This is a genomic window from Mycobacterium simulans (genome assembly GCF_900232995.1).
Classification (GTDB): Bacteria; Actinomycetota; Actinomycetes; order Mycobacteriales; family Mycobacteriaceae; genus Mycobacterium; species Mycobacterium simulans.
Map to the genome: position 1 here is coordinate 2,262,085 of NZ_OCVX01000003.1, position 19,476 is coordinate 2,281,560.

The 19,476-nt window shown below is 63.9% G+C and carries 17 protein-coding genes; 14 read left to right on the forward strand and 3 right to left on the reverse strand.

The genetic code is table 11. The annotated features are described in order from the left end of the window. Nucleotides 1–4: 4 nt before the first annotated feature. The 5 genes from MSIMFI_RS10975 to MSIMFI_RS10995 all read left to right on the forward strand — a co-directional run bounded on the left by MSIMFI_RS10975 (nt 5) and on the right by MSIMFI_RS10995 (nt 5,663). Nucleotides 5–1,561, forward strand: a complete 1,557-nt coding sequence (locus MSIMFI_RS10975; RefSeq protein WP_191497218.1) for a glycosyltransferase — start codon at nt 5–7, stop codon at nt 1,559–1,561. Between the two features lie 49 nt (nt 1,562–1,610). Next, nucleotides 1,611–2,576 (forward strand): thiamine pyrophosphate-dependent enzyme, encoded by a 966-nt coding sequence (locus MSIMFI_RS10980; protein ID WP_191497219.1) that lies wholly within the window; start codon nt 1,611–1,613, stop codon nt 2,574–2,576. 170 nt (nt 2,577–2,746) lie between these two features. Then, nucleotides 2,747–3,964: a sensor histidine kinase gene (locus tag MSIMFI_RS10985; protein ID WP_191497220.1), complete on the forward strand. Its 1,218-nt coding sequence runs from the start codon at nt 2,747–2,749 to the stop codon at nt 3,962–3,964. 263 nt (nt 3,965–4,227) lie between these two features. Further along, entirely contained in the window at nt 4,228–4,377 is a 150-nt protein-coding gene (locus tag MSIMFI_RS10990; RefSeq protein WP_224770152.1) for an SDR family oxidoreductase, read from the forward strand. Then, nucleotides 4,374–5,663: a biotin carboxylase gene (locus MSIMFI_RS10995; protein ID WP_224770153.1), complete on the forward strand. Its 1,290-nt coding sequence runs from the start codon at nt 4,374–4,376 to the stop codon at nt 5,661–5,663. The genes MSIMFI_RS10990 and MSIMFI_RS10995 overlap by 4 nt, the downstream gene beginning before the upstream one ends. A 125-nt stretch (nt 5,664–5,788) precedes the next feature. On the opposite strand, the gene narL is transcribed toward MSIMFI_RS10995, so the two are convergent. Beyond that, nucleotides 5,789–6,439 carry a two-component system response regulator NarL gene (narL, locus tag MSIMFI_RS11000; RefSeq protein WP_186244727.1) on the reverse strand — a complete coding sequence of 217 codons (651 nt, stop codon included), beginning with the start codon at nt 6,437–6,439 and terminating at the stop codon, nt 5,789–5,791. 137 nt (nt 6,440–6,576) lie between these two features. Between narL and MSIMFI_RS11005 the strand changes: the two genes are divergently transcribed. After that, nucleotides 6,577–7,797 (forward strand): sensor histidine kinase, encoded by a 1,221-nt coding sequence (locus MSIMFI_RS11005; RefSeq protein WP_191497222.1) that lies wholly within the window; start codon nt 6,577–6,579, stop codon nt 7,795–7,797. 60 nt (nt 7,798–7,857) lie between these two features. On the opposite strand, the gene MSIMFI_RS11010 is transcribed toward MSIMFI_RS11005, so the two are convergent. Together MSIMFI_RS11010 and MSIMFI_RS11015 are read right to left on the reverse strand one after the other, a co-directional pair. Continuing rightward, entirely contained in the window at nt 7,858–9,501 is a 1,644-nt protein-coding gene (locus MSIMFI_RS11010; RefSeq protein ID WP_191497223.1) for an FAD-dependent oxidoreductase, read from the reverse strand. 13 nt (nt 9,502–9,514) lie between these two features. Further along, a complete protein-coding gene (locus MSIMFI_RS11015) occupies nt 9,515–10,180 on the reverse strand; it encodes an IclR family transcriptional regulator (RefSeq protein WP_191498133.1) in 666 nt (221 codons plus the stop codon). A gap of 117 nt (nt 10,181–10,297) precedes the next feature. On the opposite strand from MSIMFI_RS11015, the gene MSIMFI_RS11020 reads away from it, so the two are divergent. The 8 genes from MSIMFI_RS11020 to MSIMFI_RS11055 are packed head-to-tail and all read left to right on the forward strand — an operon-like array spanning nt 10,298 to nt 19,427. Next, entirely contained in the window at nt 10,298–11,170 is an 873-nt protein-coding gene (locus MSIMFI_RS11020; RefSeq protein WP_191497224.1) for an alpha/beta fold hydrolase, read from the forward strand. After that, nucleotides 11,170–12,873: a bifunctional 3-(3-hydroxy-phenyl)propionate/3-hydroxycinnamic acid hydroxylase gene (locus MSIMFI_RS11025; protein ID WP_186244723.1), complete on the forward strand. Its 1,704-nt coding sequence runs from the start codon at nt 11,170–11,172 to the stop codon at nt 12,871–12,873. Before MSIMFI_RS11020 ends, MSIMFI_RS11025 begins: the two co-directional genes overlap by 1 nt. Beyond that, on the forward strand, nt 12,821–13,741 hold the full coding sequence (locus MSIMFI_RS11030; protein WP_260861157.1) for a 3-carboxyethylcatechol 2,3-dioxygenase: 921 nt from the start codon (nt 12,821–12,823) through the stop codon (nt 13,739–13,741). Before MSIMFI_RS11025 ends, MSIMFI_RS11030 begins: the two co-directional genes overlap by 53 nt. Further along, the gene (locus MSIMFI_RS11035) at nt 13,738–15,492 is read left to right on the forward strand and encodes an FAD-binding protein (RefSeq protein WP_191497225.1); all 1,755 of its coding nucleotides are present in this window, start codon (nt 13,738–13,740) and stop codon (nt 15,490–15,492) included. Before MSIMFI_RS11030 ends, MSIMFI_RS11035 begins: the two co-directional genes overlap by 4 nt. Continuing rightward, entirely contained in the window at nt 15,492–16,808 is a 1,317-nt protein-coding gene (locus MSIMFI_RS11040) for an LLM class flavin-dependent oxidoreductase (protein WP_191497226.1), read from the forward strand. The genes MSIMFI_RS11035 and MSIMFI_RS11040 overlap by 1 nt, the downstream gene beginning before the upstream one ends. Continuing rightward, the gene (locus MSIMFI_RS11045) at nt 16,805–17,626 is read left to right on the forward strand and encodes a coniferyl-alcohol dehydrogenase (protein ID WP_191497227.1); all 822 of its coding nucleotides are present in this window, start codon (nt 16,805–16,807) and stop codon (nt 17,624–17,626) included. Before MSIMFI_RS11040 ends, MSIMFI_RS11045 begins: the two co-directional genes overlap by 4 nt. Then, complete coding sequence (locus MSIMFI_RS11050) at nt 17,614–18,603, forward strand: cyclase family protein (RefSeq protein ID WP_191497228.1); 990 nt, start codon at nt 17,614–17,616, stop codon at nt 18,601–18,603. Before MSIMFI_RS11045 ends, MSIMFI_RS11050 begins: the two co-directional genes overlap by 13 nt. Continuing rightward, nucleotides 18,603–19,427 carry an alpha/beta fold hydrolase gene (locus MSIMFI_RS11055; RefSeq protein WP_191497229.1) on the forward strand — a complete coding sequence of 275 codons (825 nt, stop codon included), beginning with the start codon at nt 18,603–18,605 and terminating at the stop codon, nt 19,425–19,427. Before MSIMFI_RS11050 ends, MSIMFI_RS11055 begins: the two co-directional genes overlap by 1 nt. Nucleotides 19,428–19,476: the final 49 nt, after the last annotated feature.

Here is a 19,476-nt window from a genome sequence, read left to right on the forward strand (position 1 = left end):
CATCTTGAACGTTGACCAAATTCGACACAAGACGGCCGGGCCGTTGCCGGCCGACTCGGGTGCGAAGGTCGAGCTGGCTGATCTGCATTCGCTACCGGTTCGGTTGCAAGACAACGTCTTCGCCAAATCGGAAGACCACGTCGCGCACGCGATCGTCCACGACTTCGCCGACAGAAATCCAAAGATGTCCGCCCGGAACGGGATTCGGATGTGGCAGAAGCGTGCCGCCCAGGTTTTGGCGGCGGCCTGCGTCATCGCAGCGGTGCTGGCGCCGTCGGTGTTGTTGCTCGTCTTGTTGGCGATCACAACGGGGATCGTGCTCGTGTCCTTTGTCGTCGCGATGGCCGGGATGCGATATGGCAACGGTCGCAGGCGGGCACCGGCCCCCGAATTGGCGGACGAGGCGCTGCCCACCTACACGGTGCTTGTTCCGGCCTACCGCGAGGAAGAGGTTATCGGCGATTTGGTCCGCTGCCTGGCCAAGCTGAACTATCCGGCGGATCGGCTTGAAGTGCTTTTCCTGGTCGAGCGCACTGACATCGACACCCGGGCTGCCATCGCTGCGGCAAAGCCACCCGCATACATGCGGGTGGTGCCGGTGCCGCCCGGACCACCGCGCACCAAACCGCGGTCGTGCAACGCCGGATTGCTGGTCGCCAAGGGCGAATTGCTGGTGATCTTCGACGCCGAGGACCGGCCGGAGCCCGATCAGCTCAGGAAGACCGCCGCGGTATTCGCCGCGAATTCCGGTCGACTGGCTTGCGTTCAAGCGGTACTGCAAACCAGCAACGTGCGGACCAATCTTCTCGCGCACTGCTTCGGCGTGGAGTACGCAAGACGTTTCCGGATGACGGTGCCGGGATTGGCCGCGCTCGGCGCGCCATTCCCACTCGGCGGAACCAGCAATCACTTCCGCACTCAGGTACTGCGTGAAGTGGGCGGTTGGGATGCCTGGAACGTCTCCGAGGATGCGGATCTGGGAATGCGCCTGCACGCATTGGGCTATCGATCAGACGTGGTCGACTCCGTCACCTACGGGGATGCGCCGGACCGGCTGCGTGACTGGATCTCGCAGCGCACCCGGTGGCACAAGGGATTTCTGCTGACCGCGCTCGTTCACACCCGGACACCGTTTGAGACGATTCGCCGGTTCGGTCCTCGCGGGCTGTTTAGTCTCATCGTCTTCGTACTCGGTATGCCGGTCCAATTCCTAGCTCAGACAATAATTTTCGGCCTCGGCATTGCCGACACGCTCGGCTACGCCGGTCTGATCGGAGTGGAGCTAGATCCTGATGCGATCGGGGTTGTCCAGTTCGTGAGCACGCTGACATGGTTGCTCGCTACATATCTGGCTTACGGCGAGCAACGGCGGAGCCATCTGCGCGCGATCGCCGTTTTACCGCTGTACTGGGTGGCACACTGGGTCGCGGCATGGCGTGCTCTCTACCAGCTGGTCACCGCGCCATTCCTGTGGGAGAAGACAGCGCATCGCGGCCCCGCCACGGCTGTGCAACCAACCGAGGGTGAGCGATTCCGCGTGACGCGCTATCAGGCGGCCTAAGTCTGGCTTATACCAACGAGTTTCCCGCCCGAGAGTTAGGAGCCGACAAATGACTTGCACAAGTGAGCTGTCGGCTAGGTCGTTGCTCGAGCACCTCGCACTGTATCGCCGCATGTGGGTACTGCGGCTGCTTGACATGGCACTGGATCAGTTGCGCGGCGAAGGCCTGATCACCCAGCCAGTTCAAGCCGCATTCGGCCAGGAGGCGGTGGCTATTGGCGCCACCGCGGCGCTGTACGAGGGTGACGTCGCCATCACCACCCATCGTCCGCACGCCCAGCACGTCGGTCGCGGTAGTCAACTTGGCCCGTTGGTCGCAGAGTTGATGGGCCGCACCGGCGGCGCCGACGGGCTTCCGTCGCCACCACGCGTCGTGGAGCAATCGCCGTTGTTGGCGATCGGGTACGGCTACACGCAGTGGCTCGACGATAATGGCCGGGTCACCTTATGTGTCACCGACGATGGCGATGTGGATTCCGCGGCGTTCAATGACGCCGCCAATGTAGCCGTGGTGTGGCAACTTCCGATAGTGATTCTTGTCGAGAACATCCGTCATGCGTTGAGCGTGCGATCAGACAGTCATACGCGAGACGCCCAGCTTTGCCGCAAGGCGGCAGGCTACGGGATGCCGGGGGTGTCGGTCGACGGCAACGACGTCCACGCGGTCCGCGAGAGTGTGGCCGCAGCGGTGGACCGAGCCCGCGCCGGCGGAGGCCCCATGCTAGTCCAAGCCATCACCTACCGGACGACCGATTTCTCGGGATCCGATCGTGGCGACTATCGCGACCTTTCCGGGTCCCAGCAGTTCCTGGATCCATTGATCTTCACCCGAAGGCGGCTGGTTGCCGCCGGCGCCACCCGTAGCCGGCTAGACCAGGTGGAGCGAGCCGCGCGCCGCCTGGTGGCTGACGCGGTGGCCTACGCCAAGGCCAGGCCGCATGCCGACCGCGATGATGTTGGTGAACTCAGCCGAACGGCAGGCGAGCCGGACGGCCAGGTGGACACCCGGTTCTGAAGCTGGACACGGTGGTGGCGGGCAGGTTCGTACAGTTTGCTCGGCGCTTGCCGGATGGGCGCGACGAGTGCCGTCGTGTGCCTGGCCGACGCCGGTTGTCTGGAGCGGTCGTATCTTGCTCAGCCGCGGCAAGTCCGGCAGCCAAGGGTCGCCATGAGTACGGTGTTCCCGTGGTGATCGCCAGCGACGTGGACCTGGATCGGGTGCGCAAGATTCACCAGTTGCGGTCCTATCGGATCGTTGCGGTGCTGCGCATCGGTGTCGTGGCGTTCATGGTGGGCGCGATGGTGGTCAGCTCACCGCGATTTGAGTGGCCCAGTCAAATCGCTTTGGTCGCCTTCTACTCATTCGCTGCGCTGACTGCCCTGGTATTGGCATTTGCGCCGTTTCGTCTATTCGGGACCAGCCGTTTCGTCGAAGTGGGCCGGTTGGAGCCATTCGTTTTCACCATCATCGACGTGGTGGTGTTGACGGGGTTTCAGTTGTTGTCCCGCGACGGGATCTATCCGCTGCTGATCATGACCCTGTTGCCGGTGCTGGTTGGCCTTGATGTGTCGTCGCGACGAGCCGCCGTAGTGCTGGCCGTCACAGTCATCGGGTTCACTATCGCCGGGGTTCAGGACCGCCTGGTGGTGCGCGCGATTGGCTGGCCGGATACCGCCTTACTCTTTGGGCTCTACGCGTTCCTGTGCTGCATCGCGATGGTGGTGGTCCGCATCGAGGAGCGGCGTGTCCGATCGGTCGCGGACCTGAGCGCTATGCGGGAGGCGTTGCTTGCCCAAACGATGACGGCGACGGAGTTGCTGCAGCGTCGGATTTCGGAGGCCATTCACGACGGACCGCTGCAAGACGTGCTGCTCGCGCGCCAGGAGCTCGTCGAGTTGGATACCGCAGCCCCCGGCGATGAGCGAGTTGAACGCGCGTTGGTTGCCCTGCAGAGTGCGTCGGACCGGCTACGGCAGGCGACTTTCGAGTTGCATCCGGCTGTTCTCGAGCAGGTTGGATTGGGCGCTGCGGTGCAACAGCTGGCCGCATTTGGCGCGCAGCAGTCGGGCATCGACATCAATACCGAGATCGATTACCCAATCCGCAGTGCCATCGACAACATCATGTTCGGCGTGGTGCGCGAGTTGCTGTCCAATGTGGTGCACCACTCGCAGGCCAAACATGCGTCCGTCACTCTCGGGATCGCGGATGGGAACTGCGTTTTGGATGTGGCCGACGACGGTGTGGGCGTCACCGCTGACACCATGGCTCGCCGATTGGGTGAGGGGCACATCGGCCTGGCATCGCAGCGGGCACGTGTCGACGCCGCCGGCGGAGCGTTCGTATTTCTGGATCCGCCGGCGGGCACCCATGTCTGTGTGGAATTGCCGCTGAAGCTCTGACTCTCGGGCGCCTAAGCCGCATAAGGCGCATAAGGAAAGTCGCTGACCGCTTTCGTCTCCTCCGATTAGAGGTGGAGACGTCCCCTCAATTTCGGACCGATCAGAGGTGGTTCGGCCAGCTAAACGTCCCTACTGTACGGCTCGTGACCACAACGGCGATGATCGCTAATACGCGTCGCGTGTCGGCCAACGGCGCACGGGCGCATCGTCCTTGACGGGTCAGGAGCTGCGCAATGATATGTGCCAGTGCGGCATCCGTGGTCATGTCACTGCCGCAACCCATCGCCCGCACGCCCAATATGCTCGGCAACCCCGAAGATGTGACCAACGCCGTGGTTTGGCTGGCCGCTGACGAAGCCGTGTACATCACCGGCCAAGCCCATGCGGTAGACGGCGGATGGACCGCGCAGTGAACCGTCTACAGCACGAAAACAATAGGGGATCCATCGTCTTGGTGGATACCTACGGGCCGTCGGCGTCACGACTTGCGCCGGCGTTCCAGGCCACCGGCTATCTTCCCATCAGGGTGCAGAGCACACCCGAGACGCCCAAGGTCTACCGCAGTTGCCCTGATCCGTTTCCCTTCGAATTCGAGTTCACGTACCGCGGCTCCTTGGACGAAACGGTAAGCAACATATTGCCGTTTCGTCCGGTCGCGGTCATCGCGGGTTGCGACCACGGCGTCGAGCTCGCCGATGCACTCAGCGAGGCCCTGCACCCATTGACCGGGGTACCGAGCAACGGCACCGCACTTAGTGCGGCGCGGCGCGACAAATACCTCATGATCGAGCGGATCAAGGAATGCGGTCTGCGCGGAGCTCGACAAATCAAAGTGCACAGCGAAGACCAGCTTCGGGACTGGCACGTCCAATTGGGCGGCATGGCCATCCTCAAACCACTGCGTAGCGCGGCCAACGACGGAGTCACCTGGTGTCCCACGCCCGAGGACTCCCTTCACGCCTTTCGCCGGCTCAACGGCCGCAAGAACGTGGCCAACCTGCCCAATGACGGTGTGGTGGCTCGGGAATACTTGAACGGCGCGGCGTATCTGGTCAACACCGTGAGCCGGGACGGCCTACACCACGTGTGCGACATCTGGAAGACACATCGCATCAGCGCCAACGGGGTGGTCGACCTCGTGGTGGCGGGCCAGATCTTGCCGTCCACCGGGGAAATCCAAGATCAGCTCGTCGCGTATGCGCTGGACGTGCTCGATGCCCTCGACGTCCACCACGGCGGGGGTCATATCGAAATCAAGATGACTCCCGACGGGCCCTGCCTGATCGAAGTCGATGCGCGGGTCGAAGTCCAGGACCTGCCCGGCTATACCGCCATGGCGACGGGTGAATCCCAGACCGAATGGATGGTGGATGCTTACACGAATCCCGACCGGTTCAAGCAACGCCACGGGCGCCCCTATGAACTTGCGCGCAACGTCGCCTGGGCGCTGATGGTCGCGCCGCGCGGCGGCGTGCTGGCCGGCTACCGCGGGCTGGAGGCCATCAAAGAATTGGAAAGCTTTTGCGACATACGGCTTTTGGTCAACCCCGGACAGCAGCTTCACCGCACGATCGACGACAGCACCTACCCGATCTCGCTGACGTTGATGCATGCTGTCGACGAAGTATTGCTTCGTGACCTTGCCACGCTGCGCTACCTCGACGGCGAGGGCTTTTATGAACTCGTTGACGACGCTTGACGGCACCGCCGACCGTCAACCAGGTCCAGATCGCGTTGCGAACCGGAGACGCCGAAGTGTGCGCACGCCATGTCCAGCACCGCTGCCGCATAACCGTCGGAGCCGTCGACGTGGCCGCCGAACAGCTAGTCGAGCAGCCCCTGCCGCATCGCCTCGGCGACCGCGGCAGCGCGATCGCTGACGCCGAGCTTCTCGTATAGGCGTTGCACGTGGGTCTTGACCGTCGACGGCGCTACATACAACTCGGCCGCGATCGCGGGGATGCTTTGACCGCGAGCAATACGGTTGAGCACCTCACGCTCACGTGCGCTAAGCACCGGAGCCATCGGTGCTGCGCGCTGGCGGATTTCTCCGGCAAGGCCTCCCACCAGCGACGGCGCCACGACGTCGCGGCCCTTGGCGCAATCGAGCACCGCCTTGACGATCTCGGTGCGCGTCGAATCTTTCAGCAGAAATCCGGCGGCGCCCTGTTGGAGTGCCTGGTAGACGATCGCCGATTCGTCATGCGCCGAAATCAGCAGCACCCGGGTCGGCAGCTCGTAACTGCGCACCGCCGCCGCCACCTGGGCGCCGTCCATGCCGGGCATTCGGTAGTCGAGCAACGCGACGTCGGGCAGATGCGCCTTGATCAACTCCAAGGCCGCCGCACCGTCATCTGCCTCGCCGACAACGTTCACCGAGCCACTCAACGAAAGCGCTCGTACTACGCCCTCGCGGAACAGCGGGTGATCATCGCCGACCACCACACGCACTTTCTCGGGCGTGGTCATGTCCATGCAGCGCCGACCATGGCGACGAGTTTAGCCTCTTGCTCACAAAGAGCCATTAACAATCGCCGGGCAGTGTCACGCGTATATTGACCGTTTGCTCCGAAGGAACCATTGCCAAGGTTCGCGATGAGTACGGTGTTCCTGTGGTATTGACCAGCGATGTCGAACTGGATCGGGTGCGCAGGGTGCACCAGTTGCGCTCTTACCGCATCGCTTCGGTGCTGCGAATCGGTGTCGTGGGGCTCATGTCGGCCGCCATGGTGGTGGGCACGCGGCGGGCCGAATGGCCTGAGCAGACCACATTGATCGTCTTGTACGCGTTCGTCGCAATGTGCGCCGTACTGCTGGCGTTTACTCCATTCCGGCAATGGATGCGACTGGGTCCGTTGGCCGGTATGAGCCGGTACGAGCCATTTGCTTTCACCGCCATCGATGTGTTGGCCTTGACCGGCTTTCAGCTGATGTCCACCGACGGGATCTATCCCCTGCTGATCATGACCCTTTTGCCGGTGCTGGTTGGCCTTGATGTGTCGTCGCGGCGGGCGGCGGTGGTACTGGCCTTTACGCTCGTCGGATTCGCGGTAGCGGGGCTTCAAGACCCGGCTATGGTGCGCGCGATCGGGTGGCCGGAGGGCATTTTCCGATTCCTGCTCTATGCATTCCTCTGCGGTACGGCGTTGGTGGTGGTCCGCATCGAAGAGCGACATGCTCGCTCGGTCGCCGGTTTGAGTGCGCTGCGGGAGGAGTTGCTTGCCCAGACGATGACGGCGTCAGAGGTGTTGCAGCGGCGGATTTCGGAGTCCATTCACGATGGGCCGCTGCAGGACGTGCTGGCGGCGCGCCAAGAGCTGATCGAGTTGGATACCGCGTCGCCCGGCGATGAGCGAGTGGGCCGGGCGTTGGCGGGATTACAGAGTGCGTCGGAGCGACTACGCCAGGCCACGTTCGAGTTGCATCCCGCCGTTCTCGAGCAGGTTGGGTTGGGAGCTGCGGTGCAGCAGCTGGTCACGTTCACCGCTGAGCGGTCGGGCATCAAGATCACCAGCGACATCGACTACCCGGTTCGTAATGCCATCGATCCCATCGTGTTCGGTGTGGCTCGGGAGCTGCTATCCAACGTGGTTCGACATTCGCGCGCGACGAACGCATCGGTCACCCTAGGGCTTACCGATGGCAGATGCGTTTTGGATGTGGCCGACGACGGCGTGGGCATCACCGGGGAAACCATGGCGCGCCGGCTGGGAGAGGGACATATTGGCCTGGCTTCGCATCGGGCTCGTGTTGACGCCGCTGGTGGAGCATTCGTTTTCTTGGATACACCCGCCGGCACCCATGTCTGCGTGGAATTACCCCTCAACGCCTGAATGGATCGGAATTGAAAGCCCTGAGTTCGCACTCGATCTCGAGTACCCGCCGAGTATCCACTAGTGCTGGTCGACGGACTTTCCAGTGGCCGCGGCGTATCCGGCGCGGTAACCGAAAACCATTGCCGGACCAATGGTTCCGCCGGCTCCGCCATAGGCTCTGCCGGTTACCCCTGCCATCGCGTTGCCTGCGGCGAACAGCCCTTGCAGCGGCTCGCCGCTGACATGGAGGACACGGCCGTCACGGTCGGTGCGTGGCCCGCCCTTGGTGCCCATCGCGCCCACATAGACCGGCACCGCGAAGTAGGGGGCGCTGTCGATGGGGCCGAGGGTCTTTCCGGCCAGTGTGGTAGCGCGGTCGTCACCCCAATAGCCGTCGTATGCGCTAGAGCCGCGCCCGAATTCGGGATCAGCGCCGATGGCGACATTGCGGTTCCATCGCTCGATCGTACGGATCAGGCCGTCGGCGTCGATTCCGGTCTTGGCGGCCAATTCGGCTAGATCGGCCGATTCGCAGAACCAGTCCGGAACCGGTTGCCCGGGTGCGATTCCCAGAAATCCGTAGCGTTGCAGGTGAATCGAGTCGAAGACAATCCAGCCGCGATCGTTGACGTATCCATTGCGGGGATCGAGGTAGTGGAAGGCGCCGGCCATCGAGTTGTAATCGCATGCCTCGTTGACGAACCGACGACCGGCCCGGTTGACGATGATGCTGCGCGGGCGCGTTCGTTCTAGGCGGACGCTGCGGCTGCGTTGCTTGCCGTCGATGATGTCGTCCGGGATTTGGACGATCGGGACCCACCACGCCTCGCCCATGTTCGCCAGATCGGCCCCGTGCGCCATCGCCATGCGCAGCCCGTCACCGGTGTTGTTCGGTGGCGAGACGGCGCCGTGCATCGGACCGCGTAGAAAGGCTTGCACCAGAACGGGATCCCATTCGAATCCACCGGTGGCAAGGATGACGCCGCGTCGGGCGCGCACGGTGGTCTGTTGTCCCCCTTCGACGATCCGCACCCCGGTGACTTCGCCGGCCTCGACAATCAGCTCCTCGGCCCGCGCGTTGGTGCACGGCGCCACCCCGGCGTCCAGCAAACCCTGCAACAGCCCAGCGATCAGGGCGGTGCCGGCCACGCACAAGTCGCTCGAACCTGCATCAACATCCGCATGTAACCGGGCTCTGGTCTCGGCGTCGAACCCGACGTTGGACCAGTCGGCGGGAAACGAGGTGATCCGCTCGGCCCAGTCGCCGAGCTGGTTGAGGTCAAAGGGAGCCGCGCTCAGTGAGCGGCCACCGGTCGGTTGTCCGCCCGGCAGCTCGGGCTGGTAGTCGGGGAAGCCGGCGGCGATCTCGAAGCGCACACCGCTATGTGCCTCGACGAAGTCGAGCATCGCGGCGCCGGTCCGCACGAACGTTTGCACCAGCGCGTCATCCATCGAACCAACTGACTGCGCGCGCAAATACTGCAGCGCGTCGGCCACCGTCAGCTCCCGGTCGGGGCATCGGTGATGGGCCGGGATCCACACGATGCCACCCGACACCGCGGTGGTGCCGCCGACCGTCGGCGCTTTCTCATATACCCGAACCGAAGCGCCGGCGGCCGCTGCCGACAACGCCGCGGTGAGTCCGGCGCCGCCGCTGCCCAGCACCACAACATCGCAGACATAGGCGACATTCGAGCCATCGCTTCCATCGGCCCAAGACATGCCTGGCATCCCTTCAGCTCAGCAGCGCAGACAACTGCCTGGCGGCCTTGATGACGGCGTCCTTTCCCCGCATCACCACGTCTTCGCGGTGGGAGATGAGGTTTATGCAGGTTGGCGGGGACGGCGCCGGTCGTTGGACTGCTACGGCCAGGCCGTAGGTGTTGGGTTCGATCTCGCCGTGCGTCATCACCCAGCCGCGTTCGCGAGCCGCGGCCACCAGGTCCCGCTCCCCAGGACGCGGGCGCATGCTCGACAGCAGCGCGATCCCAGCGGCGCCGCGGTCCAGCGGATAGCGGCTGCCCTCGTGGAACGCGAGCTGGTAGGCGACTTGGGTCGGCACGATCACAGCGATCGCCACCTGCTCGTCGCCCTCGGCGACCAGCAAGGACACCGTGGTACCCAACTCGTCGGCCAGGCTGCGCAGCGTCGGCAGACACACTTGGCGCAGGTTGTGGTCGAAGGACGCTCCCAAAACCGCCAGGCCGGCTGCCGGCCGGTACCGCCCGTCCTCGCCCTTGGTAACCAGCCGAAACTGAGCCAAGGTCGACAGCAGTCGGTAGGCGATGGTCCGGTGCACACCGACTTGGTCGGCAACATCTTGCATGGTGAGCCCCGTGGGGGAGGCGGCTATCAACTGCAGCGCGGTTAGCCCCCTGGCCAGCGTCTGCGAACCCGTCATGCCCTTGACAGACGATCTCACGAGAGCCAAGCTCTATATATAGCGCACATTATTGTGCGATATTAGCACATAAGGTGCTCCAAAAACGAGAATGAGATTTTCGACCAGGAAGGAACCGTGGCGGAGTTCGAGAGCGTGTGGAGCGACCTCCAAGGTGTCCCGTTCGAGCAGGGCTACCTCCTAGCAGGGGGGGCCGGCGGAATCCGGACTCGATACCTGCGGGCCGGTCATCCCGGCGCACCGGTGTTGCTGCTGTTGCACGGCTCGGGCGGACATGCCGAGGCGTACGTCCGCAATCTGGCCGCGCACGCCGAGCACTTCTGGACGTGGTCGATCGACATGCTGGGCCACGGGTTCACGGACAAGCCGGGCCATCCGCTGGAAATCCATCACTATGTCGAACACGTGATGGCGGTGGTACGCGCCATCGGCGTGGAGCGCATCAGCCTCAGCGGCGAGTCCCTCGGCGGTTGGGTGGCCGCCCGCGCCGCCGTCGATCATCCGGACGTGATCGACCGGCTGGTGCTCAACACGGCCGGCGGCTCGCAGGCCGATCCGGAGGTGATGCAGCGGATCATCGACTTGTCGATGGCCGCCGCCGAGGACCCGACCTGGGAGACGGTGCAAGCGCGGATCAAATGGTTGATGGCGGATAAGTCGAAGGGCTACGACGATCTGGTAGCCAGCCGGCAGCGGATATATCGCCAGCCGGGATTTGTTGCGGCCATGCGCGACATCATGGCGCTGCAGGACCCGGACATCCGGGCCCGAAACTTGCTGGGTCCCGAGGAATATGGGGCCATCACCGCGCCCACGCTGGTGCTCTGGACAAGCCATGACCCAACCGCCGACGTACCCGAGGGTCGCCGCATCGCGTCGATGATCCCCGGTGCGCGCTTCGAGGTGATGTCGGGTTGTGGTCACTGGCCGCAGTACGAGGACGCCAAGACCTTCAACCGTCTGCATCTCGATTTCCTGCTGGGGCGGTGATGGTTTCAGCCGGGCGAAGTATGGATGTCGAGGTACTGGTTGTCGGCGCCGGCCCGGTCGGTTTGACGCTGGCCAATATCCTTGGCCTGCAAGGTGTTCGGACCTTGGTAGTAGATGAACGGGCGACCCTCATCGACTACCCACGCGGGGTTGGGCTGGACGACGAGGCGTTGCGCACCTTCCAGTCGATCGGTTTGGTCGACCGCATCCTGCCGCACACCGTGCCCAACCAGATTCTGCGGTTCGTCGATGCCAAACGTCGTGTGCTTGCCGAAATGGCTCCTCCCGATGCGCGTTTCGGCTGGCCTAAGCGAAACGGGTTTGTGCAGCCGCTTGTCGATGCTGAATTGCTGGCTGGTGTGGACAGATTCGAGCACGTCGAGGTGTGGTGGAGCCGTCCGATGACGGCGTGCCGGGACGACGGTGATGCGGTGACCGTTGAGCTCGGCGGGGACGGTGAGGCAAGCAGCATGCGGGCACGTTATGTTGTCGGCTGCGACGGCGGGCGCAGCACCACCCGGCGGATGATGGGCGTTTCCTTCGACGGAACGACCTCGTCGACGCGGTGGCTGGTCGTCGACATAGCCAACGATCCGCTCGGCCATCCGAACAGCGAAGTCGGGGCCGACCCGGAACGCCCGTATGCCTCGATCTCGATCGCGCACGGGATTCGTCGGTTCGAGTTCATGATTCATGCCGATGAGTCCGACAAACAGGCGGAGGATCCGGCATTCTTGACGCGGATGCTGGCGCGGCTGGTACCGCACCCCGACCGGGTCGACGTGATCCGGCGGCGGGTCTACACGCATCACTCGCGGATCGCCGGTGCGTTCCGCAGCGGACGCCTGCTGCTGGCGGGCGACGCCGCGCACCTGATGCCGGTGTGGCAGGGGCAGGGATACAACAGCGGAATCCGGGACGCGGCGAATGTGGGCTGGAAACTGGCCGCGGTGGTGACCGGCCGCGCCGGCGACGCACTGCTGGATACCTACGACATGGAGCGTCGCAAGCACGCGCGGGCGATGATCGACCTTTCCACGATGGTGGGCCGGGTGATCTCACCAACCAACCGTCGGGTGACTGCCGTGCGTGACCTCGTCGTGCGTTCGGCGTCAATTGTTCCTTCGCTCAAGCGATATGTGCTCGAGATGCGGTTCAAGCCGATGCCGCGTTACGAGCGCGGAGCGGTGGTGCACCCGCGACCCCGCGACCCGACATCGCCGGTCGGCACCTTGTTTATCCAGCCGCGGGTCGATACCCGGACGCAGCAGAACCTCCTCCTGGACGACGTGCTGGGTGCCTGGTTTTCGGTGCTGTGCTGGAACAACAACCCGCGCAAGATCCTCGGCGATGCGGCGTTCGCGGACTGGAAAGATCTGGGCGCGCGGTTTGTCGCAGTGCGGCCCGTAGTTCAGCTGCACTGGACCGGCGACGACGATCCCGATGTCGTGATCGTGGGTGATCGCAACGGTGATCTCAAGGCCTGGTTCGACACCCACAAGGAATCGGTGTTGTTTCTGCGCCCGGACCGGTGTATCGCCGGCGCTTGTATTGCTCAGCTCGCGTCCGAGCTGAGCGCGTCGCTTGTCGATGCGCTTGCACTCACTCCGGAAGGGGGTGAATCCCGCAATGCCACTGGCCCTTTGCTGTATGTCCCACAGCCCGCTGCTGAATCTTCCGGGGCCGCCGCAGGACCTGCTTAGCGAGATCGATACCGGCATCGCCCAGGCCCGAGAGTTCGTCGAGGATTACGACCCCCAACTCCTCGTCATCTTTGCTCCGGACCACTACAACGGATTCTTCTACAAGGTGATGCCGCCATTCTGTATCGGCATGCACGCGAACGGAGTTGGCGATTACGGCACCCATGCCGGTGCACTGGACGTTCCGCAGGGTATTGCCGAGGAGTGCGCGAAAGCGGTGCTCGGTGCGGGTGTCGACATCGCGGTATCGGCGAGCATGGACGTGGATCACGGCACCGTCCAGCCGCTGGAGAAGCTGTTTGGCACCGCCACTTCACACCCAGTAATCCCAATCTTCATCAATGCGATAGCGGCGCCGCTGGGGCCGTTGCATCGCTGCCGAGCGTTGGGTACCGCGGTAGGTAACTTCCTGGCGACGCTGGACCAGAGGGTACTGGTCGTCGGATCTGGGGGGCTCTCGCATAGTCCCCCGGTACCGACACTGGACACAGCCGGTCCGGCGATGCTGGAGCGCATCGTGCACGGCCAACCGATGACCGCCCAGCAGCGGCAGGCCCGGCAGCACGCCGTGATCGACGCGGCGAAGAACTTCGCCGGGGGAAACAGCGAGCTGCAGCCCCTCAACCCGGCCTGGGATCAGCGCTTTCTGGAAGTCGTCGACGGCGGCCATCTCGACGATCTCGACACCTGGTCGAACTCGTTTGTGCTGCACGAGGGTGGCACCTCCGCGCATGAAATCCGCACCTGGGTAGCCGCTTTCGCCGCCCTGGCGACGGCGGGCCCGTACCAGACCACGGTGCGCTACTACAAGCAGGCCGCGGACCTGATCGCCGGGTTCGCGATCAGAACGGCAGCGCCAACCACATGAGTGCTGAGCTTTTCGATGACGTTAGCGAGTTCGATCATGTTGTGGACGTACTCGTGGTCGGAAGCGGCGGGGGCGGCATGACGGCCGCGCTCACCGCCGCGGCGTCGGGTCTCGATGCGTTGGTGGTGGAAAAGTCAAGCTACTTCGGTGGTTCCACCGCCCTTTCGGGCGGCGGCATCTGGGCGCCGGGGGCGCCGGCACAACGGCGAGCGGGATATACCCCAGACCCGGACGGTGTTGTCGAGTACCTACAGCGGATCACCGACGGCCTGGTCAGCGAAGCACGCATACGCCAGTACGTCGAGTCGGCGCCGCAAATGCTGGATTTCCTGGAAACGCTCAGCCCGTGGCTGGAGTTCGTGTGGAAGCCCGGCTATGCCGACTACTATCCGGAATTGCCGGGCGGGTCCGAGCTTGGCAGCACGATCAATGTTCCACCCATCGATCTGCGCACGCTGGGACCCGACGAGGGTTCGTTGCTAAAACCGCTGGCGCTGGCGCCCAAGGGAATCTGGCTGGGGCCCAAGGAACTACGGTCGTTTTACCGCATCCGGCAATCATGGGGCGGGAAAGTTGTGCTCCTGAAGCTGGTCTCGCGAATGGTGAGGGCGCGAGTGTTCGGAGAGCGAATCGCGGCGATCGGCCAGTCGTTGGCGGCGCGGCTGCGCCTAGCGATGAGAGAGCGTGGCATCCCGCTGTGGCTGGATTCGCCTATGGCAGAGCTACTTACCGACACCGACGGATCGGTGACCGGTGCAGTGGTGCAACGAAACGGCGGCCAGCAGCGGATCGGTGCGCGCCGCGGGGTGATCCTGGCGTCCGGGGGCTTCGACCACGACTTGGCTTGGCGCAAAGAGCATCAACCCCTGGTAGACCAAGATTGGAGCTTTGGCAACCCCGCCGCCATGGGCGACGGCATCCGCGCGGGCCAGCGTATCGGCGCGGCCGCCGACCTGCTCGACGAGGCCTGGTGGTTCCCCGCTATCCAATGGCCAGACGGCCGAATGCAATTCATGCTCAACGAGCGCATGATGCCCGCCCAGTTCGTCGTCAACGGCGAAGGTAAGCGTTTCATCAACGAAGCCGCCCCATACATGGACTTCGGTCACGCGATGATCGACGGCCAGAAGTCCGGAGTTGCCCACATCCCGTGCTGGCTGATTACCGATCACCGGTCCTTCAATCGCTATGTGGTCGCCGGCCACCTGCCGATACCGACGATCCCTGGCGCGCCGGTGCCCACTGGACGCAAGGTGCCGTCGGCCTGGCTGGAGTCGGGCGTGGTCAAGGCCGCGTCGAGCTGGGACGAACTCGCGCGCCAGATCGGCGTGCCGGCAGCGCAATTCCAGGCCACCGCAATGCGATTCAACGAACTGGCCCGCAAGGGTCACGACGATGATTTCAACCGCGGCGACAGCGTGTACGACAACTACTACGGCGACCCGACGCTGCCGAACCCCAACCTGTATCCGCTCGGCGGTCCGCCCTACTACGCCTTTCGGATTGTGCTCGGGGATCTCGGGACATCCGGTGGTCTGTGCACCGACGAGTACGCGCGGGTACTGCGGCCGGATGACACCGTGGTGCGCGGACTCTATGCGGTGGGCAACACCAGCGCGCCAGTGATGGGCCGCAGCTACGCCGGCGCCGGGGCCACCATCGGTCCGGCTATGACCTTTGGCTTTGTCGCGGCCAAACACGTTGCCGCACAGCAGGCAACCCGGACCCGTAATACTCATGGGAGGTATTAGTGAAAATTTCGCTGTTCTACGAATTCGCCCTGCCGCGGCCTTGGGCCCCCGATGACGAGCGGATCATGCTGCACGACTGCCTCGACGAGGTTGAGGCAGCCGACAAAGCGGGCTTTTCCACCGTCTGGCTCACCGAGCACCACTTCCTCGAGGAATACTGTCATTCCACCGCGCCGGAGATGTTCTTGGCCGGGGCCAGTCAGCGCACCAAGAACATCCGGCTCGGATTCGGCATCATGCATCTCCCGCCGGCGGTCAACCACCCCGCGCGGGTGGCCGAACGCATCGCCACGCTCGACCTGATGTCCAATGGGCGCGTCGAATTCGGCACCGGTGAGTCCTCTTCCATTGGCGAACTCGGGGGATTCTGCATTGACCCCGCTGACAAGCGTGCGCAGTGGGAGGAGGCCCTCGAGGTCGCGATCCGTTGCATGATCGAAGAGCCCTTCGCGGGATTCAAGGGCGAGCACATCGAGATGCCGGCGCGCAACGTCATCCCCAAGCCGATGCAGAAGCCGCATCCACCGGTATGGGTCGCCTGCACACGGCCGGCCACCGTCCAGATGGCAGCCCAAAAATGCATCGGGGCACTGAGTTTCGCCTACACCGGTCCAGGTCCGCTGACCGAGCGGGTTAACGGCTACTACAAGGAGTTCGAGGAGAACGGCGTCCCGGTCACGCCGGCGATCAACCCCAACATCCTGGCCATTGGCGGTGACCTGTCGATGATGGTCGCCAAGACCGACGAACAGGCCCTCCAACGCCTCGGACAGGGCGGCGGATTCTTCTCGTTCGGAATCATGCACTACTACATGACCGGAATACATACTCCGGGCCGAACCGGCGTCTGGAAGCGGTATCTCGAAGAGGTCGACAAAGACCCGACCTTGGCGTACGGCCCGGGACGCGGCGCGATCGGCTCTCCGGCCACCGTGCGCGAATTCCTGCGTGGTTACGAGGACAGCGGCGTCGACGAGATCATCCTGCTGCTCAACCCGCGCAGTCACGAGGGCACGATGGAATCCATCGAGCTGATGGGCAAAGAGGTGTTGCCCGAATTCATCGAGCGCGACCAAAAGGCGGTCGCCGACAAGGCCGCAAGGCTGGCGCCCGTCATCGAGAAGATCGAAGCGCGCCGGCCGGAAACACGACCTTTTGGCGCACCGCAGTTCGACGAAAACTACTCGTTTGGGGGGCTGCCCACCGGGCGGGGCGGTAAATTCACCGCCAGCGAGATCCCCGAGGCCATGGCCGAGATCAACGAGGGTCGGGTACAGGCGGCGCAGCGCTTGAAGGAGCAGCAGCAGCAGAAGTGATCGACGAACTGTGGCGCTACGACGGCCGTCGTGCCGTGGTGACCGGATGCTCGTCGGGCATTGGCGAACATGTGGTGCGCCAGCTCACCGAGCTAGGGGCGCACGTCGTCGGGCTGGACAAGCGCCGGCCGACGGTCGAGATCAACGACTTTCGCGAAGTTGACCTCGCCGATCCGGCTTCGATCGACGCCGCCGTCGCGGCCATCGGCGGCGACGTGGACGCTCTCTTCAATGTCGCCGGTGTCTCCTCGGGAATCGGCAACCCACTGCTGGTCGTCACGATCAACTTTCTGGGCCTGCGGCATATCACCGAAGCGCTGATTCCGAAAATGGGGGCTGGCTCGTCCATTGTGAGCGTGTCGTCGCTCGCGGCATCGGGGTACCGGGAACACCTGCGGCAAGTCGCTCCGCTGCTGAACACGGCGACGATGCGGGACGGCATCGACTGGTGTGTTGGCCACCCGGACGCGCTGGGCAGCGGCTACCAATTGTCCAAGGAAGCAATCATTCTCTACACCATGCGCCGGGTCACTGATCTCGGCGCGCGGGGCATCAGGATCAATTGCACCGGCCCAGGCGTCACCGAAACACCGATCCTCGACCAGCTGCGCGGCGCCTACGGGCCCGAGTATCTCGACGACATCGCCAAGCCGCTGGGCCGGGCCGCCGATCCCGCCGAGCAAGCAACGGTGCTGCTGTTTCTGAATAGCGCTGCGGCCAGCTACATTTCGGGCCAAATCGTCTGGGTCGACGGCGGAAACGTGGCCGCCACGATCGCCCGCGAACTCGAGGAGGGGCAGGGCTCATGGCCAGCATAACCGACTTTCGGCGGGTCGCCAGCGATCTCAGCAACTGGGGACGATGGGGAGACGACGACGAGCTCGGGACGCTGAATTTCATTACCGCAGACAAGGTTCGGCAGGCCGCCAGCCTGGTCCGGCACGGGAAGGTATTCCCTCTTGGCGTCGACTTCGGATCCTCAGGACCACAGGGCGCCTACGGCTTCCGGCACAATCCCATCCATCTGATGACCGTGGACGGCGGGGATGTCAGCACACTGGCCCAATATGGGCCCGGGTGGGCGCAGAACCCGACGGCGAAGCAGATAGGCAATTACGTCGTTGACAATCCGTTTCGCTTCAACGACGACATGATCATCATGCCGCTGCAGGCGGCCACTCAGTGGGATGCGCTGTCGCACGTCTATTACGACGACCAGCTCTACAATGGCTTCCCCGCGGGTTCGGTTACCAGTCTGGGGGCCTTCCACTGCGGCATTGACAAGGTCGACGTCAAGGGCATCACGTCGCGCGGTGTATTGCTCGACCTGGTCCGCCATCGGGGCGCCGACGTTTTCCTCGAGCACGGAAACCCGATTACACCCGAAGAATTGGACGACGTGGTTCGTGCGCAGGCTGTGACGATCGAGCGAGGCGACATCGTGCTGGTTCGAACCGGTTGGTGGGCAAGGTTTCTCATGACCGGCAACAAGACAGAGCGGTACGCCGGGCTGGATTGGCGATGTGCCCAGTGGCTGCACGATCACGAGATCGCAGCGGTCGCGGCCGACAATCTACAGGTTGAAGACCCGGTATCCGGCGTCGAGGGCCTCTTCTTGCCGTTGCACCTGCTGTGCCTGCGTGACATGGGGCTGATGCTCGGCGAGTACTGGGACCTCACCGCGCTGGCGGCCGACTGCGCGACCGACGGTGTCTACGAGTTCCAGCTCATTGCACCACCCTTGAGATTTGTGGGCGCCGTGGGTTCTCCGGTGAATCCGATCGCGATCAAGTGATGGAGGTTCATCGCAGAACCGTCAGCGTCGACGGCCTGCACACCAGCTATCTCGAGGCCGGGAAAGGCGACCCGGTGGTGTTACTGCACGGTGGCGAGTTCGGTGCCAGCGCCGAATTGGGCTGGGAACGCAACATCGCCGCGCTCGCAGCGCAATACCGAGTCTTGGCACCAGATCAGCTCGGGTTTGGGCAGTCGGCGAAGGTCATTGATTTCGTCAACAGCCGAGCCATGCGTATTCGGCATGTGGCACGCTTCTGCGAGGTGATGGGCATCGACTCCGCCCACTTCGTCGGCAACTCGATGGGCGCCATCAATCTGCTCACTGACGTCACGTCGGGGGCGCCGCTGCTGCCGATCCGGACCTTGGTCGCGATCTGCGGCGGGGGAGAGATCCAGCAGAATCGGCACTTTGAGGCGCTTCAGCGGTACGACGCGAGCCTGTCGGCCATGCGCCGCGTTGTGGAGGCATTGTTTTACGACGCGGGCTATCCAGCCGACGACGACTATGTGCGGCGTCGCTACGAGTCGAGCATCGCGCCCGGTGCGTGGGAAGCGGTGGCAGCGGCCCGGTTTCGTCGTCCTGATGCACCACCGCCGGCCGTTCCGTCAAGTGCACGGCCGTACGAGCGCATCGATGTTCCGGCGTTGATCGTCGAGGGCGGCAACGACAAGCTGCTTCCCTCCGGCTGGGCCGCGCAAATCGCCAAGCAGATCGACGGCGGGCGCTCGGTGGTGATCGATGGCGCCGGCCATTGCCCACAGATCGAGCAGTTTTCCACCGTCAACGAGCTACTGCTCACCTTTCTCCGCGAGCAGACGTAAAAGCCCCCGTTTCGTGCCGAAACGAGGGGATTTTACGTCTGCTCGCGAG